Genomic DNA, 16,938 nt, shown 5'->3' with positions numbered 1-16,938 from the left:
TCTAAAGCAATCTATACAAAAAAGGCTGGATTCTCGGTAGTTCTCACGGGTTAAAGTATGTTGTCGATAATGTTGCGTAGGTCGTTGCTAAGGTCTCTGTTTTGTGCGGAGCGGCTGTATTTTATATTTATGAATACGTCTTATTTTACCAGTGCGCCATCACGTGGTTTTCTCGATTTATTATGGGGGGCGGTCGAAACGGGAATTGTCCCGAAAGGCACGGATGTGGAGCGGGTAAGAACTTATATCGGCTCTAGCGCGGTGCCCAATGAGGAGGATTGCATTGGAGCGGATTATTACGGTCTTTCTTTTGTTTCGGCAGTTCAGATGTTGTGTGATTTTTCAGAAAGTCGGCAGTTGGTTTTTTTAGAATGTTTATATGACGAGCTGGAGGTGAATTTAATGGATCAGCGGATTTTTGAAGTCTACTCAAAAAATGAATACCTTCCACACACCCAAGGTCTTGAGGATTTTATTTCTCATCATCCAGCCATGCTGGCTTTGATGGCGCAGTTGTCAGCGGAGCAACAGCTCTCACAGGCCATAGAGCTTGTTCCGATGGAAATAGAACGCACCAGAAATTTAGTTGGTGAGATAGTGATATGAGTTGAGCTTTGCTTTGTTATTGATGAAAGCTTCTAGGTTTTTTAGAGACCGCTCAGCACCAGCACCACTCACATAAGGTCGATCTGAACGATGGATGTTTTAAAATTTGATCAAGAATTTAAGCCATTATTAAAGGGTTATACCCTTGAGTATTCATCATTCCCCAATGGGGATTTTGGTGATCTCGAGCGGGTTGAGTTGGAGGGTTTTAATAAATTGGCTACGGTGGAGTTTTGGTCCAGGGGGTGGATCGGTGTGGATGTTTATGATGTGGTTCTTGATCAGCAGGTGATGAGTGTTTTGCTTTCTCCAGAGGAAATGAGTTTGGCTCCGGAGGTGTTTGAGCGATTGCTGTTTCAGTTAAAATGAATTTTATTATATCTACGGTGTTGCCACTTATAAAAGAGGCATTAACCACTTTAGAGGTGAAGGCTGCCCAAGTCTGAAGTGGATCCCCTGCAAGTGTCAGGGCCCGATTTAAAAAGGTAATAGCAATGATGATTGCGTTCTTTAAAGAGCGCGCTTCAAAAAATGTGAACGGCTGTTTTTAGAACGGTTGTTTGTGAGTGAACCTCGTTGCTGATGCCACGGACTCAACACCGGTAGTCACCCAAACCCTTCTCCCCTCGACGCCCTCACGGCTCACGCCCATTTCCCCCCGTTCGCCCCCGCTAAGCCATTAAAAAAACCGCCCCTTTGGCCCCGATAACATCGTTTCTCGGCGTTTCGGCTTTTCACTATATTGGCCCCCAGTTCCAGCGTGGTGACTCACCACGCACCCTTTATCGTGAGCCGTCGCAATGAATAAAAAACCTGCAAGCACAGGGCTGGAAGAAGCCGGAACCGGGACCCGGGTGGTGTGGGGTGGGGAGCAGATCACTCATCCTTACAACGCCACGCAAACGCCGATCGTGGCCAGTGCCGCCTACGGCTATGACGATATCGATCAGTGGTACGACGTGGCACTGGGCAAGGCTCCGGGCTTTATCTACAGCCGCATGAGCAACCCCACGGTGGAAACCTTCGAAGCCAAGCTGTGCGCCCTGGAAAACGCCGAGTCGGCGGTGGCGTTCAGCAGTGGCATGGCCGCCATCAGCAGCGTGCTGTACACCTTTCTGCAGTGTGGCCAGCGGGTGGTGTCGACCAAGGACAGCTACGGCGGCACCAACAAGATTTTCGAGGAGTTCCTGCCGCGCATGGGGGTAGCAGTGACCCTGTGTGAAACCTTCGATCACGGGGAAATCGAGCGCGAGATCGCCAAGGGTTGCCAGGTGTTGTACCTGGAGACCCCGACCAACCCGACCCTGAAAATCGTCGATATCCAGCGCCTGGTGGCGGCGGCGAAGCAGGTCGGTGCCCTGGTGGTGGCCGATAACACTTTTGCCACGCCGTTGAACCAGAACCCCCTCGCCCTGGGGGTGGATGTGGTGATTCACAGCGCCACCAAGTTCCTCAGTGGTCATGGTGATGTGCTCGGCGGTGTGGTCTGCGGCAGCGAGGCCTTGATGGCCCAGGTGCGGCACTACCGGGAGATCAACGGTGCATCCCTCGATCCGTTCTCGGCCTACCTGATTATTCGCGGCATGAAGACCCTGGCCCTGCGGGTGCGCCAGCAGCAGCAGAGTGCCCGGGCCCTGGCGGATTTCCTGTGCAGCGAACCGCTGGTGGAACAGGTCAATTACCCCGGTTTGCCCAGCCACCCCAACCACGCCGTGGCCTGTGCGCAGATGCGCGGTTTTGGCGCCATCGTCAGCTTTGTGCTGGTGGGCGGCATGGACACGGTCAAGGTGCTGCTGCCGCGCCTGCAATACGCCCACTGCGCCGGCAACCTGGGTGCGGTGGAAACCATCTACGGCCCGGCGCGCACCACCAGCCACGTGGAGAACACCCCGGAAGAACGTCAAGCCCTGGGCATTTCCGAAGGCCTGGTGCGGGTCTCGGTGGGCATTGAAGACACCGACGACTTGTTGGCCGACCTGAAGCAGGCCTTTGCCTGGGTCAGGACCTCACTGCAGCAGCCGGACGCTGCAGCCCGTACCGCCCTGGCACACCCCTGCGTTGAGGTCGCTGACTGAGGTCGTGCCGTCCCCCTCACGGCAAGGCTGCCTGTGAGTTCTCCATGAAACGCAATAACAATAAAAACCTCGCGGCATCCCTTTGATTTCTGCCCAAGCCTCTGTCGCAGACATTGATCCTTGCCCTGACACTTTCATGAGAAAAATCATGTCCATCACACAACAACAAACCAATGCTCGAACCGGCTTCAAGCAGGAAATGCAGACCCGGCACATCGTCATGCTGGCCCTTGGCGGGGTTATCGGCACCGGGCTGTTCCTGACGTCCGGCTATACCGTCAACCAGGCTGGCCCGCTGGGTGCGGTGATCGCCTACATCATCGGTGCGCTGATGGTGTACATGGTGATGATGTGCCTCGGCGAACTGGCGGTGCAGATGCCGGAAACCGGTTCCTTCAGCACCTACGCCACACGCTTCCTCGGCCCGGGCACCGGCTACACCGTGGCCTGGCTCTACTGGCTGACCTGGACCGTGGCCATCGGCTCGGAATTCACCGCCGCCGGTATTCTCATGAGCCGCTGGTTTCCGGACACCCCGGTGTGGATCTGGAGCGCGCTGTTCGCTGGCGTGGTGTTCCTGACTAACGTGGTCTCTGTACGTCTGTTTGCCGAGACCGAGTTCTGGCTGTCCCTGATCAAGGTGATCACCGTGGTGGTGTTCCTGTTGATCGGTGGCGGGGCGATTCTCGGCCTGTTGCAGATCGACCAGGTGCACAGCATCGGCCTGGGCAACTTCACCCGCGAAGGCCTGTTTCCCACCGGCTTCATGTCGATTGCCATGACCTTGCTCGCGGTGTCGTTTGCTTTCTCCGGCACTGAGCTGATCGGTATTGCTGCCGGCGAAACCAAAGACCCGCAACGCAATGTGCCGCGTGCCATCCGCACCACGGTGCTGCGCCTGGCGATCTTCTTTGTCGGCACCATCTTTGTACTCGCCACCTTGCTGCCGCGGGAACAGGCTGGCCTGATCGAAAGCCCGTTCGTCACGGTGTTCACCTACATCGGCATTCCGTACTCCGCCGACATCATGAACTTCGTGATCATCAGCGCCTTGCTCTCGGCCGCCAACTCCGGTCTGTACGCGGCCTCGCGGATGCTCTGGACCCTCAGCGACCAAGGCCACTTGCCCAAACAGTTCTCGGCCCTGACGCGCATGGGCACGCCGCTCAACGCGATCATCGTGAGCATGGCCGGCGGCGCCGCGTCGCTGCTCAGCAGCGTGTTCGCTCCCGGCACCATCTACCTGGCGCTGGTGTCGATCTCCGGCCTGGCCGTGGTGGTGGTGTGGATGAGCATCGCCGCCAGTCAGATTGCCTTCCGCCGCCACTACGTGGCCAATGGCGGGGACATCCGTGACCTGAAGTTCCGGGTCAAGGGCTACCCGTGGGTGCCCCTGGGTGCGCTGATCTGCTGCAGCCTGGCGTGCGTCGGCATTGCCTTCGACCCAGAGCAACGGGTGGCCCTGTACTTCGGTGTGCCGTTCATCGCCTGGTGCTACTTCGTGTATTACATTACCCGCAAAAGCCGCGCGCGCCGTCTGTCCCTGGCGCTCCAGGCCCAACCGTCCGATGCCTTGCCAGGCTGACGCACGGGACGGGCGGCCGGTTCGGGGCACCTCGGGTCCATGAGAAAACCACCATGAAGCAAAAGACCTTACCGCCGCTGAACTGGCTGCGGGCCTTTGAAGTGTCCGCCCGTTGTTTGAACTTCACCCATGCGGCTGACGAATTGTTCCTGACCCAGGGCGCCGTCAGCCAACAGATCCGCCAACTGGAAAGCCACCTCGGGGTGGCGCTGTTCAAGCGCTTGCCCCGGGGCCTGGACCTGACCGAAGAAGGCCGTTCGTACCTGCCGGTGGTGCAGGACGCGATCACGCGGCTGGCGGTGGGCACCAATGAGATTTTCGGCCAGCACAAGCGTCGGCCGATCAAGGTGCGTGGCAGCCTGGCGTTCTTCGTGCACTGGCTGGCGCCCAAATTGGTGGAGTTTCGCCAGGCCCATCCGCTGGTGGATATCCGCTACATCAGCAACATCTGGGTCAAGGAACTGGACGGCGAAGACGACATGGAAATTCGCTGGGGCCACGGTCATTGGCCTGGGCTGGTGTCCCAGCGCCTGACCTGGGACACCCTGTTCCCGGTGTGCTCGCCGGCCCTGTTGGCCGGTGCACCGCTGCAGGTGCCCAGCGACGTGGGCCGACACGCCTTGCTGCATGTGCTGGGTTACGAGGAGGGTTGGGGCTACTGGTTGAAGATGGTTGGCGTCGATGACGTGGACTCGTCCAGCGGCCTGCAGTTCGACACTATGATTTCTACCCTGCGCATGGCCGAGCTGGGGCAGGGCATTGCCCTGGCCCGGTCGTCCATGGTCGACGAGATGCTCGCCGACGGGCGTTTGCTCGAACCCTTCAACCTGCGCATCGAGGCCAGCGAATCGTTTTACCTGGTGCGCGGTTCCGGGGCCGATCAACACCCCGACGCGGTGAATTTTTCCACCTGGCTGGTAGAGCAGGCCCATCGTTACAAGTGACTGGCCGGAGCCACCCATGCGTTATATCAGTACCCGCAGCGCCACGCTCGAGGCCGATTTCGAGCAGGTGGTGCTGTCTGGCATCGCCACCGATGGCGGCCTGTATGTGCCCGCCGAACTGCCGCGTTTCAGCCCCCAGGACATCGCCAACTGGTCGACCCTGGCCTACGACGAGCTGGCGTATCGGGTCATGCGCCCGTTTGTCGGCGAGGCCATCCCCGAGGCGGATTTCAAGGCCCTGCTCAAGGACAGTTGCAGCGGTTTCCGCCACCGCGCCGTGGCGCCCCTGCATCAGGTGGACCGCAATGAGTGGGTGCTGGAGCTGTTCCACGGGCCGACCCATTCCTCCAAGGACTTTTCCGCCCAGTTGCAGGCGCGCCTGGTGCGCTACTTTCTCGATAAGCGCCAGCGTCGCGGGGTGCTGATCGGCGCCACCAACGGCGACACCGGCCTGGCCGCCATCGAAGCCTTCAAGGACTGTGAGGCCGTCGAGGTGCTGGTGTTCTATCCCCAGTCCGGGGTGCCGGACTATCAGTGGCAGCAACTGCAGGGTGCCCAGGGCCCGAGGTTGCATCGCTTTGCGGTGCAGGGCAGTTTCGACCAGTGCCAGGCCATCGTCACCGACCTGTTGCGTCAGTGGCCCCTGGCGGACCGCGAGGTCATCAGTTTCAACTCCAACAACTGGATCGGCGTGCTGGCCCAGTTGGTGTTCTATTTCCACGGCGTGCTGCAACTGGGGGGCGGCCAGCGGCCCCTCAGCTTCAGTGTGCCGGCGGCCAGTTTTGCCGAAGTCTATGCCGGCTACATCGTGCAGAAGATGGGCTTGCCGATCACCCAGATGATCGTCGCCACCAACCGCAACGACGCCCTGCACCAGTTGTTCCTGAAAAATCACTACTCCCGCAGCCAGGCCAATCGCAGCCTTTCGCCGGCCATGGACCTGTCGATTTTCTCCAACCTGGAGCGCTTTCTCTGGGAGCTGTACGGCCACGACCACCAGGCCCTCAGCGCACTGATGGCGGAGTTCGAACGTTGCGGGGAAATGCGCATCGGCAACGAGTTCTGGCTGCAGGCGCGGATGATCATCGACTCCTATTCGGTGAGCGACGAAGAGACCCTGGAAGAGATCCGCAGCCTGTACCACGACACCGGTTATGTGGTCGATCCGCACACCGCCACCGGGGTCCGCGCGGCGCGTCTGTACCGGCGCAGCCTGGTGGCGCCGATGGTCACCCTGGGCGAGATCGCCCCGAGCAAATCGGCGGCGCTGCTGGCCCGCCTGGGGCTCCCCGGCCTGGCCGCAGAACCCTTGCCGGCGCCGGTGCTGGAGCGGCTGCAGGTGATTGCCCCGGACGATCTGGCCCGGGTCCAGCAGTTGCTGGGCACCCTGTGAAGCCCTGGTACGAGGTCCGCCTGTGAAGAGAATTCTCGACCCCCTGGATGAGCGCATCCTGGCCGAACTGACCTTGAATGCCCGGGCTGCCCACGCCGAGCTGGCGGCCAAGGTCAACCTGTCGCGCAACGCCGTGCGCCAGCGCATCGAGCGTCTGGAGCGCGACGGCGCGATCCAGGGCTACACCATCCGTGCCGGTGAAGGGCGCACATCGTCTTCCAGCATCAACGCGGTGATTTTCGTCTACCGCTACGACCGCATGCGTGGCGCCGAAGTGCTCCAGGCCCTGCGCGCGATCCCCGAGATCAGCCAGTGCGAAGTGATGAGTGGCGAGTTTGACCTGATGGTGCGAGTCAGCGCGGCCACCCCCGAGCGGGTGCACCGGGTGTGGAACGACATCGCCGCATTGCCCGGGGTGGAAAATACCGTCACCTCCTTTGTCCTGTCCTCGGTGGTCTAGTACCGCCCCGTTATCCCTGCCGTGGTGTTCAGTGGGCCTGGCGAGTGGCAAGATTCGCCCTCGACCAGGATTACTCGGGATACCCCATGGAACCCTCCTACTCAGCGCTGCTCGGCGACCTCTCCTGTGCCGGGGGCGCCTCCCGCGATGCCATTGAACACCTGATGGCGGCAACCGGGCGCCAACTGCCCAGCGACTACTGCGACTTTCTCCAACAGTGCGACGGCGGCGAAGGCTTTATCGGCGAGCGCTACCTGGTGTTCTGGGCGGCCGCCGAACTGGCCCTGTTCAGTCGTGAATACCAGGTGGACGAGTACGCTCCCGGGCTCTTGCTGTTTGCCGGGGACGGCGGCGGCGAGGCGTTCGGCTTCGATTACCGCAGCACTCCACCGAGCATTGTCCAGGTGCCGCTGATCGGCCTGAGCCTCGATGATGCCTTGCCGTTGGCCCCCAGTTTCAGCGCATTCATGGCGGCCCTGAGCCCGGCCCGAGCCTGAACGAAACCCCGCCTCGACGCTTGGTCAAAACGCCCATGAAATAGAGCAAATCGGCATATTTCACTGCCCGGGCCGCCATCCTAATCTAGTGCCCAACAGCCTAGTCACCCGGATGGAAGACATAACAATGACCGAATACAAATTGGCCCTGGTGGGCTTTGGTGGGGTTAATCGTGCCCTGGCTCAACTGATCGCCGAGCGCAATCAGCTGTGGAAAAAACAACTGGGTTTCAGCCTGAAAATCGTCGGCGTCACCGACCTGTTTCTCGGCTCGCTGATCGGCCGCGAAGGCCTGGATGCCGGGCTGCTGGCCAAGCTGCCAGCGGTCAAGGGCGCCTTGTCGCAACTGCCCGGTGGCAGTGCCGAGGCCCTGAATGAGCAGGTGATCAAAGCGTCCGGCGCCGACATCATCGCCGAAGCCACCTTCACCAACCCGGTGGACGGCGAGCCTGCCACCTCGTTCTGCCGCTGGGCCCTGGAGCAGGGCACGCACGTGGTCACCACCAACAAGGGGCCGATTGCCCTGCACGGCGCCGAGCTCAAGGCTTTGGCCCAGCGCAACGGTGTGGCCTTTGAATACGAAGGCTCGGTGATGAGCGGCACCCCGGTGATCCGCGTGGCCAAGCAAGCCCTGGCCGGCAGCGGCCTGAACGGTTTCGAGGGCATTCTCAACGGCACCTCGAACTTTGTCCTGACCCGCATGGAAGGCGGCCTGGGTTTTGCCGAGGCCGTCAGCGAGGCCCAGGCTTTGGGCTATGCCGAGGCCGATCCGACCGCCGATGTGGAAGGTCATGATGTGCGCCTGAAGGTGGTGATCCTGGCCAATGAGTTGCTCGACGCCAAGCTCAGCGTCAGCGACGTCAACTGCCGAGGCATCAGCGCCCTGACCCAGGCCGATATCGCCAGCGCCGCTGCCCAGGGTGGCCGCTGGAAACTGATCGGCGCCGCGTGCCGCAACGCCGATGGTTCGGTGAGCGCCAGCGTCGAGCCGCGCTTGCTGGACAACAGCCATCCCCTGGCGGGCATCTCCGGGGCGATCAACGCGGTGTCGCTGAACAGCGAACTGCTGGGCGCGGTGACCGTTTCCGGCCCGGGCGCGGGGCGCACCGAGACCGCCTTTGCGCTGCTCTCGGACATCATCGCCATCCACCAATCCCTGTCGACTCGCTAAGGAGAAGGCCTGTGAACCTATCGCGCTTGGCCGTGGCCCTGGAGCCGGAAACCATCGATGTGCTGAACCCATTCGACGGCAGTGTCCTCGGCACGGTGCCGCAAGACACCGCCGCCCAGGTGCCGCGCCTGTTGCAGCAGGGGCGCCAGGGTGTGCTGGCCTGCGCCGCGCTGCCGCGTTATCAGCGGGCGCGGATTCTTGAACAGGCGGCGCTGAACATCGAGCGCGAGGCCGAAAGCTTCGCTCGGCTGATCGTCGCCGAGGCCGGCAAGACCCTGAAGCAGGCGCAGAAGGAGGTCAAACGCTGCGTCAACACCCTCAAGCTGTCGGCGGAGGAGGCCAAGCGCAACGCCGGGGAAGTCATCCCCTTCGATGCCTACGAAGGTTCCGAATCGCGCCAGGGCTGGTTCTCCCGGGAGCCGTTGGGGTTGATCCTGGCGATCACTCCCTACAACGACCCGCTGAACCTGGTGGCCCACAAGCTGGGCCCGGCCATCGCCGGCGGCAACGGGGTGATTCTCAAGCCTTCGGAGCTGGCACCGCTGTCGGCCATCAAGTTGGTGGATTGCCTGCGCGACGCCGGGCTGCCGGAGAGCGTGGTGACCCTGGCCACCGGCGGCGCCGAGTTGGGCAAGGCCCTGGTGGCCGCCCGTGAGGTGCGGATGATTTCCTTCACCGGCGGTTTTGTCACGGGCGAACAGATCGCCCGCAACGCTGGCCTGAAGAAGCTGGCCATGGACCTGGGAGGCAACGCACCGGTGATCGTCATGGCCGACTGCGACCTCGACGCCACCGTCGAGAGCTGCGTGTCCGGGGCGTTCTGGGCGGCGGGGCAGAACTGCATCGGCACCCAGCGACTGTTGATCCAGGCGTCGATCTACGCAGCCTTCCGCGAGCGCTTTGTGCAGCAGGCCAGCGCGCTGGTGGCCGGTAACCCGGCGCTGCCCGGCACTGACATCGGCCCAATGATCAGCGTGCAGGCCGCACAAAATGCCCAGCAGGTGGTGGACGACGCCCTGGGTGACGGCGCCCGCTTGCTCTGTGGGAATAAACGCCAGGGCGCTTGCTACAGCGCCACGGTGCTGGAAAACGTCGACCACGGCAGCCGCCTGTGGCGCAACGAGGTGTTTGCCCCTGTAGTGGTGCTGGAAGCCTTCGACGAACTGGAGCAGGCCATCACCCTGGCCAATGAGCCGGAGTACAGCCTGCACGCAGGGATCTTCACCAACGATCTGCACACCGCCATGAGCGCTGCACGGCGCATCGAGGCCGGTGGGGTGATGATCAATGACTCGTCCGACTACCGCTTCGACGCCATGCCGTTTGGTGGCTTCAAGTACGGCAGCCTGGGCCGGGAAGGGGTGCGTTTCGCCTACGAGGAAATGACCCAGCCCAAAGTGGTGTGCCTCAACAGCCTGCGCTGACGGGGCAGCGGTACCAGCAACAGGTCGTTGCGGCAGCGGTCGGGTTTGGTCACCCGATCGCTGCTTTTTTCGATAAAAAAAAGACCGGGGCCGATCTGGGTCGGCCCCGGTCAAGCTGGGCTTCAAGGCATTTCCGGCAGCTCTTGCGGCCGCAGGTCGAACACCAGCACTTCAGCGTTATCACCCTGGCGCAGTTGAATCACCTGCTCGTTGCGCAGGCGCGCACCGTCGCCTTCCTGCAACCGCTGGCCGTTGAGTTCGACACTACCGCGAGCCACATGCACGTAGGCGTAACGCTCGGGCGCGAGTTCCAGGGTGGCGCTCTCGTCGCCGTCGAACAGCCCGGCGTATACCCGTGCATCCTGGCGCACGCTCAGGGCTCCGTCGGCGCCATCGGGGGCGATGATCAACTGCAGGCGACCGCGTTTCTGCTGGGCGCTGAAATGCTCTTGCTGGTAGCGCGGCTGGGCGCCGCTGACGTCAGGCACGATCCAGATTTGCAGGAAGTGCACCGGCCGTGTGGCGCTGTGGTTGAACTCGCTGTGGGCCACGCCGCTGCCGGCACTCATCAACTGCACATCGCCAGGGCGGATCACCGAACCGGTGCCCAGGGTGTCTTTGTGTTCCAGGGCGCCTTCGAGCACATAGGAAAAAATCTCCATGTCGCGGTGCGGGTGCTGGCCGAAGCCTTTGCCGGCCGCGACCCGGTCATCGTTGATCACCAGCAGGTCGGAAAAACCCTGCTCCTTGGGGTTCCAGTAATTGGCGAAGGAAAAGGTGTGGAACGACTTCAACCAACCGTGATTGGCCGCACCGCGTTCCGAGGCTTTACGAAGGGTCAGCATGGGATCTTCTCCTGTGGGGAGCGGGCTGCGGGGTGCAGGGCTCCGGGGTGAGAAGAAGGTTAATGGTTATCGTTGGGTGCAATAAGCGGCTGAAAGTTGAATGACTGTCGCCTGTGGGTTGACAGTGTTGCGCGCCCGGCCGGGCGCCGCCACGGGAGCATCGCCACAGCCCGTGCGGCTCGCCATAATGCCCCGGCTGGCTGTCGCGCTCCCCCGGGCGCTTTCTCTTGATGGGCGATCTTCTCTGCGATGAAAACTGTAGCCATGGTGTTGTTCCCGGACTTTCTGCTGCTGGACATGGCCGGGCCCCTGGAGGTGTTCTCCATCGCCAACCGCTACCTGGCGCCTGCCGAGCATTACCGGATTGTCACCATCGGCACCGAGCACGCCGCCTTGCGTGCTTCCAATGGCGTGGCGGTGCACGCCGATTGCCACCTGGACCAGGCCGACGAGGCCTATGACCTGCTGTTGGTGCCGGGTGGGCCGGGGGCCTATAACCAGTGCTGCCCGCCGTTGCTCGACTGGCTGCAGGCGACGGTGCCGAAGGCGGAGCGTTACGGCTCGATCTGCACCGGGGCCTTTATCCTCGGCCAGGCCGGGCTGCTCGACGAACACCGGGTGACCACCCACTGGCATTACACCGAGCGCCTGATCAAGGCCTTTCCCAAGGCCCGGGTCGAGACCGACCAGATCTTCCTTCAGGACCGCAAGCTGATCACCTCCGGCGGGGTCACGGCGGGCATCGACTTGGCCCTGGCCATGGTGGCCCAGGACCACGGCAAGAAGGTCGCTGTGGACGTGGCCAAGGTGCTGCTGGTGGTGATGAAACGCCAGGGCGGCCAGGCCCAGTTCAGCCCGTTGGTGGCGGCGGTGGCGACCCAGGATTCGCCCATCACCCGGGTGCAGAACCATGTGCTTGAGCACCTCGAGGAAGCCTTCAGCATCGAGCGCATGGCCGCCCTGGCAGCCATGAGCCCGCGGCACTTCGCCCGGGTGTTTGCCCGCGAGGTGCAGATGACCCCCATGGAGTTCCTGCAAAGTGCGCGCATCGACCGCGCCCGCCACCTCCTGGAAAGCAGCGACTTGCCCCTCAAGACCGTGGCCTTTCGCAGCGGCTTTGGCAGCGTGCGGCACATGCGCTTTCTGTTCAGCGAAAAGCTTGGCCTGACCCCCAGTCAATACCGCCAGCAGTTCAGCTAAGGGGCGTATGGCCGTGCTGGGCACCGCGATGTCCGTGTGGCTCCCCGTGCCAGCATTGTCCTGTCGCAAGGCCCTGCCAAGATAACGGCAAGCCCTTAGGAATAGGATGCGCGAGAGCTTGAGCCGGCACTCCAGGCGTGGATGTGGTTGCGCCGGCCCAGGTCTTTTAGCGCTGTAGCCTGTATGAACAGCCTTGAACCCCTGATGGCCGAAACCCTAATGCGTTTCGGCCCTTTTACCTTTTACCGTCAGCAACGCCTGGTGTGCGAAGGCGGCGTGGCGTTGTCCCTGGGCGGCCGGGCCCTGGAGATTCTCTCGGTGTTGCTGGAGCAGCCCGGGCAGTTCGTCAGCAAGGAACATTTGCTGACCCGGGTCTGGCCCAGCAGCGTGGTCGAAGAGATCAACCTGCGGGTGCACATCGCTGCCCTGCGTCGGGCCTTGGGCGATGGGCGCCAGGGACGGCGCTACATCGTCAACCTGCCCCAGCGTGGTTATGCCTTTATCGCCCCGGTGCAGCGCCAGGGTGCCGAGGCCACCCCACCGCACAACCTGCCGACCCGCCTGAGCCCGCTGATTGGCCGTGATGAGCTGCTGGGCACCTTGGCCCGGCGCTTGTCCGGGCAGCGCTTGATGACCCTCAGCGGGCCCGCTGGTGTGGGCAAGAGCAGCCTGGCCCTGAGCCTGGCGCAGAAGCTGCTGGGGCGCTACCCGGACGGTGCCTGGGTGGTCGACCTGAGCACCGTGAGCCAGCCGACGCAGATGCTGGAGCAGGTGGCGCTGACCCTGGCGCTGACCCTGGAGCCTTCGAGTTCCCTTGGCCTGTTGTGCGAACAGTTGGCGGGGCGCCGGCTGTTGCTGATCCTCGATGGTTGCGAGCACCTGCTGCCGGCCTGCCGGGCCCTGGTCCGGGCGGTACTGGCAGCGGCGCCCGAGGTGACCCTGCTGCTGACCAGCCGCGAAGCGTTGCAACTGCCTGGTGAGTGGAGCCAGTGCCTGGCGCCCTTGGCGGTGCCGCCGCTGGCAGCCTTGCACAGCGTGCATCAGGCCTTGGGCTACGCGGCGGTGCAGTTGTTCGTCAGCCGGGCCCGGGCCGGGCAGCAAGGTTTTGACCTGCGCCCCCGGGACTTGCTGCCCCTGCGGGACATCTGCCGGCGCCTGGACGGTTTGCCCTTGGCCCTGGAACTGGCGGCGGCCCAGGTCGAGGCCCTGGGCATCCAGGGGGTGCATGGGCAACTGGAGTCGGGCTTGCAGGTCTTGAACCAGGGGCGACGCAGCGCCGCCGAACGCCAACGCAGCCTGGCCGGGGCCCTGGACTGGAGCTACGAGCGCCTGAGCCTGCCCGAGCAGTGGCTGTTGCAGCACTTGGCCCTGGACCGGTTGGCCTGTACCCGCCAGGCCGTCGCCGCGAGCCTGGTCGGCAGTGAATTGGAACACGCTGATCTGGAGCGATTACTGGCCCAGTTGGCGGCCAAATCCTTGTTGCAGGTCGCGCCGGGCCCGGGGCCTTTGCGCTACCGGATGCTCAACACCACGCGCCTCTATGTGCTGGAGCAACTGCGCGCGCCGGAGCGCTTGCACGGCTTGCGTCAGCGCTACGCACACTACCTGGGCAATGGCCCCTGGGGTTCAGGCGGCGACTTGGCCTTGCAGCTCATCGAGCAGACTGCGGACCTGGACTAGATCAGGGGTGGCAAAGCCTTCGGTGAAGCGCTCGTAGACCGGTGCCAGCAAGTCCCGGGCCTGCTGATAGCGGCCCTGGCGCTGCCAGAGTCGGGCCAGGGCGCTGGCACTGCGCAACTCCCAGGCCAGCGCACCTTGCTGCCGCGCCAGATCCAAAGCCTTGAGCAGCACCGCTTCGGCACTGGCGGCCGGTTGTGGCCCGGGTTCGCGCAGCAGCGCGGCGGCCCGGGCGCGGAGGATTTCTGGCGCGCTCCAGCCCGCGGCACCGCTCTCGGCCCGCGCCAGCAGCTCGGCGTCGAGGCCCTCGGGGCGCAGGGTCAGCACAATGTCCTTGATCAACCCCTCGGCGTCCGGCATGGGTTCCAGAGGTTCGGCGTCGAGGGCGCGGACGTAGTGCCGGGCCCAGCTCTGGAACAGCAGCACCGAGTGTTTTTGCGCTTGTTGCAGCAGCAGGTCGAGCAGTTGGCGGGTGGTGGCCAGGTCGCCGTTGTACTGGGCAATCACACAGCCGGACAGGGCCAGGGTGTAGCAGATCGAGGTGCCATGGTTGATCTGCAAGGCGATCTCCAGGGCCTGGCTGGCGGTGCGCCAGGCCTGCTCGGGAAAACCCTGCAGCCAGAGGATCCGCGCGAGGATGGTCAGGGACGCCACGCTCTGGTCGTACTGCACCCCAAAGCCATGGGTAAAACGGTTGCGTTGGCCACTCTGGGCCAGGCGCTGTAGCACTTGTTCGGCATTTTGCCGGGCCTGGGTCTGGTCGCCGGCAAAGTGCTGCGCCAGGACCCGCAGGCGCTGGGCGCTGAGGGCCAGCAGCGGGTCGCTGCCGGGCTCCAGGCGGTCGAAATGACGACTCTGCTCCAGGGCCTGGGGGTAGTGCCCGCAACACAGGTTGACTGCCATGTGCCCGGAGACCGCGCGCAATTGCCCGGCCAGGTCCTGGTGGGTTTCGGCCAGTTGCCGGGCGCTGACAAAGGCGGCAATGGTCGACGCGGTGCCGCCCTGGGTGTGGTAGCTGAAGCTGCCCAGCGCCAGTTGCAGGCTGATGCTCAATTGCGGGCAGGGCGTGCTTGAAGCTTGCAGCAAGGCCAGGGCTTGTTGCACGTAGCCGCCGTGCTCGCGCAGCAGTGAAAGTTCTTGCCACAGCGGCATGGCGCTGGCGGTCAGGTGGATGGCCAGCGCGTGGGGCCCGGTGGGGCCCAGGCCCCAGTCCAGGGCGGCGCGGATGTCCTCGCGATGGGGCGCGTATCGCTCCAGCCAGGCTTGGGTGGGGATCAGCTCCCAGTCGTGCTGAGCCTGCTGCATCAGCGCCAGGCAGCGTTCGGCATGGCGCTCACGGCTGGCGAAGAGTTCGCCGGCCGCCTCCAGGTGTTCCAGGGCATAGCGGCGGGTGGTGTCCAGCAGGCGATAGCTGACTTCGTCGTCGCCCACTTCCACGTTCAGCAGCGACTTGGCCACCAGTTGAGTGATGGCGGCCAGCACTCCGTCGCCGACCCAGGGCGCCGCGCCGATCACCGCCACGGCCGAGGCCAGGGTGAAGCCACCGCGAAACACCGCCAGGCGCCGCAGGCAGCACTGTTCGTCGCGGGTCAACAGGGCGAAGCTCCAGTCCAGGGTGGCGCGCAGGGTCTGCTGGCGGGGCAGGCAGCCACGTCGGCCCTGGGTCAACGGACGGAAGCTGTCGTGCAACTGGGCCAGCAGCGTAGGCAGGCCCAGACGGCCGATTTGCGCAGCGGCCAGTTCCAGGGCCAGGGGGATGCCGTCCAGGCGCTGGCAAAGCTCGATGGCCAGCGCCAGCTCGGTGTCGTTGAGTTCAAAACGGCGGGGCTCGGCGCGATCTGCGTCAACGTTGTCCTGATCGGAAATGGCCCGCTCGATCAGCAGTTGCAGGGCCGGGTAGGCCAGTACTTCGCTGCGCGCCAGGGGCTGCTCCGAAGGCGGGCAGGCCAGGGAGTCCAGGCGTTGCACCACTTCGCCTTCGGCCCGCAGGCTTTCCCGGCTGGTGGCCAGAATGTGCAGGTGCGGCGCGCTGCGCAGCAGCTGTTCGCTGATGGGCGCGATGGCCTCCAGCAGGTGTTCACAGTTGTCGATCAGCAACAGCAACTGACGTTCGCGCAGGGCACGGGCGATGTCGCCGAGGGCGTCCAGGTCCGCCACGGGCAGGCCCAGTAGCGCCGCCAGGTTGGGCAGGATCAGCGCCGGGTCGTCGAGGGGCGCGAGGTCGAGGAGAAAGATACCGTCGCGGTAGTGGCCGATCAGCAGCTCGGCCACCCGCAGGGCCACGCTGGTCTTACCGATTCCGCCCGTGCCGGTGAGGGTGATAAAGCGCTGCTGTGGCAGTTGGCGCACCAGGCTGTCGATCAACCCCTGGCGCCCGATCAATCGCGTGCGCCGCAGTGGCAGGTTGTGCCCGTTGCCGAGGCCATCGGGCTGGAGCGCCGGGCCGGGGAGGGCGTCATGGCACAGCGGGGCGACAAAACTGTAACCGCGCTGGGCCACGGTGACGATGTAGCGCTGGCCGGCCTGGCCATCCCCCAGGGCCTTGCGCAGGGCGGCCATGTGCACCCGCAGGTTGCTGTCCTCGACCACGCTGCTGGGCCAGACCCGGGCCATCAACTCCTGTTTGCTCACCACCTGGCCGGCCTGCTCCAGCAGGATCAGCAGGATGTCCACCGCCCGCCGCCCCAGGCGCAGCGGGCGTTCGGCTTCCAGCACCAGGCGTTGGCGCGGCAGGATGCGATAGGGGCCAAAGCGCACGGCCTGGTCGCTGGGAAGGGGGCTGGGAAGGGCTTGATACTCAGTCATGCGGGTTCTCGTGTTTACGGGCGCACGCCCAGTGCCAGCCTCCCGGCCGGTGGGGGGGCACAAGGCAGCGCGAGGTACCCGAGCATATTCCTCAGGTTTGGGGTCGGGCGCAACGCAGGCCCCCGGCAATTCTTTATCCGTTTGGTCAGCTTAAAGCGCTCTGGGGCAATGTTTTCCGGGGCGTCCCGGGTGTACGGGGCCGCCACCCAAGGAAAAAAATTAACAACGTTTAACTCGTAGTGGCGGTGGTTGCGGC

14 protein-coding genes are annotated in these 16,938 nt (G+C 63.6%); 12 read left to right on the top strand and 2 right to left on the bottom strand.

Translation table 11 applies throughout. The annotated features are described in order from the left end of the window. Positions 1-129: 129 nt before the first annotated feature. The 10 genes from M1B34_RS00645 to M1B34_RS00600 all read left to right on the top strand — a co-directional run bounded on the left by M1B34_RS00645 (position 130) and on the right by M1B34_RS00600 (position 10,155). Complete coding sequence (locus M1B34_RS00645; protein WP_268264154.1) at positions 130-606, top strand: hypothetical protein; 477 nt, start codon at positions 130-132, stop codon at positions 604-606. A gap of 90 nt (positions 607-696) precedes the next feature. Further along, the gene (locus M1B34_RS00640; RefSeq protein ID WP_268264153.1) at positions 697-975 is read left to right on the top strand and encodes a hypothetical protein; all 279 of its coding nucleotides are present in this window, start codon (positions 697-699) and stop codon (positions 973-975) included. A 431-nt stretch (positions 976-1,406) separates the two neighbouring features. Further along, entirely contained in the window at positions 1,407-2,681 is a 1,275-nt protein-coding gene (locus M1B34_RS00635) for a cystathionine gamma-synthase family protein (protein WP_268264152.1), read from the top strand. A gap of 148 nt (positions 2,682-2,829) precedes the next feature. Further along, positions 2,830-4,266: an amino acid permease gene (locus M1B34_RS00630; RefSeq protein ID WP_268264151.1), complete on the top strand. Its 1,437-nt coding sequence runs from the start codon at positions 2,830-2,832 to the stop codon at positions 4,264-4,266. Positions 4,267-4,319: 53 nt separating this feature from the next. Further along, entirely contained in the window at positions 4,320-5,210 is an 891-nt protein-coding gene (locus M1B34_RS00625; protein ID WP_123335802.1) for a LysR substrate-binding domain-containing protein, read from the top strand. 16 nt (positions 5,211-5,226) lie between these two features. Then, positions 5,227-6,603 (top strand): threonine synthase, encoded by a 1,377-nt coding sequence (thrC, locus tag M1B34_RS00620; RefSeq protein WP_268264150.1) that lies wholly within the window; start codon positions 5,227-5,229, stop codon positions 6,601-6,603. Between the two features lie 22 nt (positions 6,604-6,625). Beyond that, positions 6,626-7,063: an Lrp/AsnC family transcriptional regulator gene (locus M1B34_RS00615; RefSeq protein WP_123335806.1), complete on the top strand. Its 438-nt coding sequence runs from the start codon at positions 6,626-6,628 to the stop codon at positions 7,061-7,063. Between the two features lie 86 nt (positions 7,064-7,149). Beyond that, a complete protein-coding gene (locus M1B34_RS00610; RefSeq protein ID WP_268264149.1) occupies positions 7,150-7,560 on the top strand; it encodes an SMI1/KNR4 family protein in 411 nt (136 codons plus the stop codon). A 127-nt stretch (positions 7,561-7,687) separates the two neighbouring features. Then, complete coding sequence (locus M1B34_RS00605; protein ID WP_268264148.1) at positions 7,688-8,731, top strand: homoserine dehydrogenase; 1,044 nt, start codon at positions 7,688-7,690, stop codon at positions 8,729-8,731. 11 nt (positions 8,732-8,742) lie between these two features. After that, positions 8,743-10,155, top strand: a complete 1,413-nt coding sequence (locus M1B34_RS00600; RefSeq protein ID WP_268264147.1) for an aldehyde dehydrogenase family protein — start codon at positions 8,743-8,745, stop codon at positions 10,153-10,155. Between the two features lie 122 nt (positions 10,156-10,277). On the opposite strand, the gene M1B34_RS00595 is transcribed toward M1B34_RS00600, so the two are convergent. Beyond that, positions 10,278-11,000, bottom strand: a complete 723-nt coding sequence (locus tag M1B34_RS00595) for a pirin family protein (RefSeq protein ID WP_123335814.1) — start codon at positions 10,998-11,000, stop codon at positions 10,278-10,280. Positions 11,001-11,249: 249 nt separating this feature from the next. Here M1B34_RS00595 and M1B34_RS00590 point away from each other — a divergent pair, with 249 nt between their 5' ends. After that, complete coding sequence (locus M1B34_RS00590) at positions 11,250-12,200, top strand: GlxA family transcriptional regulator (RefSeq protein ID WP_123335816.1); 951 nt, start codon at positions 11,250-11,252, stop codon at positions 12,198-12,200. A gap of 204 nt (positions 12,201-12,404) precedes the next feature. Next, the gene (locus M1B34_RS00585) at positions 12,405-13,880 is read left to right on the top strand and encodes an ATP-binding protein (protein WP_268264146.1); all 1,476 of its coding nucleotides are present in this window, start codon (positions 12,405-12,407) and stop codon (positions 13,878-13,880) included. On the opposite strand, the gene M1B34_RS00580 is transcribed toward M1B34_RS00585, so the two are convergent. Then, positions 13,827-16,682, bottom strand: a complete 2,856-nt coding sequence (locus M1B34_RS00580) for an ATP-binding protein (RefSeq protein WP_268264145.1) — start codon at positions 16,680-16,682, stop codon at positions 13,827-13,829. The two genes, M1B34_RS00585 and M1B34_RS00580, sit on opposite strands and share 54 nt — an antisense overlap. Between the last annotated feature and the right edge of the window lie 256 nt (positions 16,683-16,938).

The organism is Pseudomonas morbosilactucae, from assembly GCF_023241715.1.
Lineage (GTDB): Bacteria > Pseudomonadota > Gammaproteobacteria > Pseudomonadales > Pseudomonadaceae > Aquipseudomonas > Aquipseudomonas morbosilactucae.
Note: the sequence above shows the minus strand (reverse complement) of the source record. Positions and strands in the feature narration are given on the sequence as shown.

Coding starts and splice junctions, on each gene's coding strand:
- M1B34_RS00645 (WP_268264154.1), top strand. CDS start 130: ATGAATACGTCTTATTTTACCAGTGCGCCATCACGTGGTTTTCTCGAT.
- M1B34_RS00640 (WP_268264153.1), top strand. CDS start 697: ATGGATGTTTTAAAATTTGATCAAGAATTTAAGCCATTATTAAAGGGT.
- M1B34_RS00635 (WP_268264152.1), top strand. CDS start 1,407: ATGAATAAAAAACCTGCAAGCACAGGGCTGGAAGAAGCCGGAACCGGG.
- M1B34_RS00630 (WP_268264151.1), top strand. CDS start 2,830: ATGTCCATCACACAACAACAAACCAATGCTCGAACCGGCTTCAAGCAG.
- M1B34_RS00625 (WP_123335802.1), top strand. CDS start 4,320: ATGAAGCAAAAGACCTTACCGCCGCTGAACTGGCTGCGGGCCTTTGAA.
- thrC (WP_268264150.1), top strand. CDS start 5,227: ATGCGTTATATCAGTACCCGCAGCGCCACGCTCGAGGCCGATTTCGAG.
- M1B34_RS00610 (WP_268264149.1), top strand. CDS start 7,150: ATGGAACCCTCCTACTCAGCGCTGCTCGGCGACCTCTCCTGTGCCGGG.
- M1B34_RS00605 (WP_268264148.1), top strand. CDS start 7,688: ATGACCGAATACAAATTGGCCCTGGTGGGCTTTGGTGGGGTTAATCGT.
- M1B34_RS00595 (WP_123335814.1), bottom strand. CDS start 11,000: ATGCTGACCCTTCGTAAAGCCTCGGAACGCGGTGCGGCCAATCACGGT.
- M1B34_RS00590 (WP_123335816.1), top strand. CDS start 11,250: ATGAAAACTGTAGCCATGGTGTTGTTCCCGGACTTTCTGCTGCTGGAC.
- M1B34_RS00585 (WP_268264146.1), top strand. CDS start 12,405: ATGGCCGAAACCCTAATGCGTTTCGGCCCTTTTACCTTTTACCGTCAG.
- M1B34_RS00580 (WP_268264145.1), bottom strand. CDS start 16,682: ATGACTGAGTATCAAGCCCTTCCCAGCCCCCTTCCCAGCGACCAGGCC.